Raw genomic sequence first — 3553 nt, forward strand, 5'->3', positions numbered from 1 at the left:
GTTTTGTATCGGTATCCTGGCAAGACTTACCCAAATCCCTTAAATATAAGTTTGGCTTATCCAAACTAGCCACTACACTATTCCGTATTCCTCTATCCATTATGACCTACCAACGAAAGGATGAAGGTTAGTGGACAGTATCAAAAAGTATTACTAAGTCTAGCCAATAATCCCTTGAATTGCTAGAATCGAGTCATGACATTAGTACCACGACCTAAGGCGGTCGAACTTACGGGACTTTCGGAAAACACCCTCAAGGGGTGACAACAAAGCTCAAACCTAGGCAGGTGTTAGGTTTTAGGTTTTAGGTTTTGGGAAAATTACAGCGACTCGTGTTGTTGTATTTCCCAGCAGTTGAAGCAATTTTCACCAATCCAACTGCATAGATAGTTTTAATCAACTACTACGCCATGACGATGTTCCCTAACACCTAACCCCTAAAACCTAACCCCTGTAAGATTTTCAATTAGCTTGTCACCCCGTGAGGAAAACACCCTAAGGAAGTATGCAGACAATGGCACCATCAAGTGCGAACGAACCCCAAGCGGTTACAGAATGTTTGATACAGTTAGTCTTGCCACTTTGGGTAGACGACAATCATCCAAACCAGCCACGATCTGTTACTGCCTCCTCAGCAGCCAAAAACAGAAAGACGACCTGGCCAGACAAATCGCTTACATGCATTCCCTCTTCCCGGAAGCGGAAATCATCAAAGACGTCGGCTGTTGACTCAACTACAAAAGGAAAGGGCTTCGAGCCATATTGGAGCGACTTATGCAAGGAGGTCAGCTCACAATTGTTGTTGCCTGTAGAGACAGACTCACCCGATTCGGTTTTAAACTTTTTGAATACTTGGTTAGAAGTTACCGTAAGAGTAGTGCAGCCTTTATAGTTGGTAAATTATGCAGCATAGGGTAAAGGTTTTGTAGTAAGGCTGCACTACTCTAAGGTTTCATCTCCGGTCGGTCTCAACGGTGGAAAAATCATGGGATCCGACCAACCTGAAAGCTGTCGAGGATCAGAACTCACCGCAGATATTCTCTCCATCATTCACGTCTTATCGCGGCCTCTCCACGGACTCCGAAAGTACGGTAAGAAAATCAAAGAAGATTCGAGTGTTCCTAAGTCCTGAACAGAGATTGATGATTCGCCAGTGGTTTGGAGTGTCCCGTTATGTGTTCAACAAGACCGTCAAAATCCTTCAGGATAGCGAAGTTAAAGCTAACTGGAAAGCTATCAAGACCGGTATATTGAACGACCTCCCCGAGGGTGCAAAGCAGTACCTTATCAGATTAAGTCTATAGCGATAAGCGATAAAGGATGCTTGCACTGCTGTTCGGGAGGCCAAGAAAAAGTACAAAAAGACTTCGGAAATTAATCGAGTTAAATTCAGATCTCGCAAAAACCCCATCCAGTCTTGTTACATCCCAAAGTCAGCAGTTTCTGCTGCGGGGATTTATCACACAAAACTAGGAGAGATATCCTACTCCGAGAGTCTCCCCGACGATATTTGTGACTGCCGACTAACCAGTAATACTAAATCCGGTTGTCATACCCCCCTTAAAAAAAACTTAAATAGAAGCTAGCCAATGATAGAAAGTTAAATTTCTAATTTCTTCCTTCATTTCACTCAAAACATTACAACGTTTTGCTAACAATTATTCGATTTCATCAATCGTCTCAAAACACTTATTTACTAAAGGTTCATCCACTAATTTACACAGTCTTTCGGCGGGTTGTAATTCTGGAGAGTATGGAGGCAAAAACTCGACTTGAATTCCTAAAGGAGTTTCTCCCTGTCTTGATGCAATAGCGAGTGGGGGAAACCACGGCAGTCGCTCATGGGGGAGACCCCCAAGACCGCGCTGCCTCCCCAAGACCGCGCTGCATCGCTTTTTACTGCGATGCCATCCAGCATTATCTTCTACTAACAACACTTTTTTTTTGGAGAAATGCCTACATCTTTAGCAAAGCTTTTATAGACTAGGTTTAACCATTCAGTATTTACTCTGGGTATTAAATACCATAAAGTTTTTCCGGTCTTCGGTTGGACAAATCCATAGACATACAACCATTGATAGCGATGTTGAACAATCGCAATTGGTCTTTCTCCTAACGCGCGACCATACCTTGTCTTGATGCAATAGCGAGTGGGGAAACCCCCAAGACCGCGCTGCATCGCTTCTCAATATCGGTTTTAAACCGACTCTATGTTCATCAAAAAACCAAATTTTTATTTCTGAGTTTGGATGGGCTTGTTCAATTTTTTTTACTTTGATTGGTAGGTTTTTAATAAATTCATCTTGATCTATTTTATTTCCTTTCCTATGTTTGGGTCTCGGACTCTGCCATGAGAATCTGAGCTTTTTTAAGTAATCCCATCCTCTCTTGAAGTTACCGTAAGAGTAGTGCAGCCAAAGCAAGTTGGTAGGCTATGCATCAAAGGTGACAGGTCTTGTTGTAAGGCTGCACTACTCTAAGGTTTCGTCTCTGATTCCACACTTTTTTCACTCTTTGAAGTTACCGTAAGAGAGTGGAGCCTTTATAGGGACAGGTTATGGGTAATATTTTTAAGTTATCTGAAATAAGGCTCCACTCTCTAAGGTTTCGTCTCTGGTTTCTTTTTCTATCCAACGAGCTACTTTTGGACCCGTCCACATCCCTCCATCTGATGGTCTTGATTCTAGTTCTTTGGCTAATTTTTTAAGTTGATATTCCCTTAGTAGTGGTTTTTTAGCTCCCCTATGCTGTCTGTGCTTATTTTTTAAATTTTGCACTCCTTGTTATCCAAAATCATTATATTTTTTGACGATTTATTTGCCATAATCATAATTAATACCTACAGCTATAGCACTAGTCTTAATAGTCCAACCTAAGGAGACTTTCCAAAGTAAATGCCATCTTCTTGATTCGTTCGCGTAGCGTGGCCCAAAGGCCACTGAATCTTTACTTTTGAGGTACTTCTGTTTCAGTTCGTCCGAACTATAATGATTAGCTAGGGCAGCTTTTTTGGGCATAAATTTTGTCTCCATCGATTTTTCTATATTATACGTGGGTTTTGACAACCGGACTTGGTATTACCCCTTTTACTCATAGCCTGCCGACATTAAAGGCTCAACTGTCTTACGGTAACTTCAAACCAATTAGTCCTATCCATAGCCAAATAGATTTTTTGATCTTTAGTGAATGTTTTATTTGTCCATTCTCGAATAATTGGAAACCACAAATTTTTTATTTGAAATACTGGTAACGACAAAAATCTCTGTACTTTTTTACGTCGTGAGCTAAATTTAATGGGTAAAGGGAGTGACTCTGCGTTTTTTTAAAGTTTGACATTTTTGGTGTCTTGTATAATTATTATTATAAGGTATAAAAACAATAATTGATATTCAGAAAGGAGATTTTTTAGATGTTTTTGATATAATTCTGGTCCCATTTTAAATTGATAGGTCGTATTGACAAGTTATGACCTATCTTTTTTTACCATAATTCGCTCAATTTAAGATATATCAAGGGTTACAGGGCGCTTGTCGCCCCCCCAGATTAATTATTC

At 40.4% G+C, this 3553-nt stretch carries 6 protein-coding genes and 2 pseudogenes; 3 read left to right on the top strand and 5 right to left on the bottom strand.

The features are described from left to right. The first annotated feature begins 471 nt into the window (after positions 1-471). The 3 genes and pseudogenes from F6K57_RS39930 to F6K57_RS39940 all read left to right on the top strand — a co-directional run. A complete protein-coding gene (locus F6K57_RS39930) occupies positions 472-729 on the top strand; it encodes a resolvase (protein WP_293074372.1) in 258 nt (85 codons plus the stop codon). A gap of 256 nt (positions 730-985) precedes the next feature. Then, positions 986-1132, top strand: a complete 147-nt coding sequence (locus tag F6K57_RS39935) for a hypothetical protein (RefSeq protein WP_293074386.1) — start codon at positions 986-988, stop codon at positions 1130-1132. A 10-nt stretch (positions 1133-1142) separates the two neighbouring features. Further along, positions 1143-1532, top strand: a pseudogene (locus F6K57_RS39940) (RNA-guided endonuclease TnpB family protein); the annotation flags it as partial. 126 nt (positions 1533-1658) lie between these two features. Here F6K57_RS39940 and F6K57_RS39945 read toward each other — a convergent pair. The 5 genes and pseudogenes from F6K57_RS39945 to F6K57_RS39960 form a co-directional block, all read right to left on the bottom strand. After that, positions 1659-1934 carry a transposase gene (locus tag F6K57_RS39945; protein WP_293074375.1) on the bottom strand — a complete coding sequence of 92 codons (276 nt, stop codon included), beginning with the start codon at positions 1932-1934 and terminating at the stop codon, positions 1659-1661. Beyond that, complete coding sequence (locus tag F6K57_RS39950; protein ID WP_293074377.1) at positions 1928-2179, bottom strand: hypothetical protein; 252 nt, start codon at positions 2177-2179, stop codon at positions 1928-1930. Before F6K57_RS39950 ends, F6K57_RS39945 begins: the two co-directional genes overlap by 7 nt. A gap of 118 nt (positions 2180-2297) precedes the next feature. Further along, positions 2298-2423 (bottom strand): annotated as a pseudogene (locus F6K57_RS42330) (winged helix-turn-helix domain-containing protein); the annotation flags it as partial. A gap of 147 nt (positions 2424-2570) precedes the next feature. Beyond that, entirely contained in the window at positions 2571-2777 is a 207-nt protein-coding gene (locus tag F6K57_RS39955; RefSeq protein WP_293074380.1) for a hypothetical protein, read from the bottom strand. Between the two features lie 36 nt (positions 2778-2813). Next, positions 2814-3017, bottom strand: a complete 204-nt coding sequence (locus F6K57_RS39960) for a hypothetical protein (protein WP_293074383.1) — start codon at positions 3015-3017, stop codon at positions 2814-2816. Between the last annotated feature and the right edge of the window lie 536 nt (positions 3018-3553).

It is taken from the genome of Moorena sp. SIO4A5 (assembly GCF_010672005.1).
Taxonomy (GTDB): domain Bacteria; phylum Cyanobacteriota; class Cyanobacteriia; order Cyanobacteriales; family Coleofasciculaceae; genus Moorena.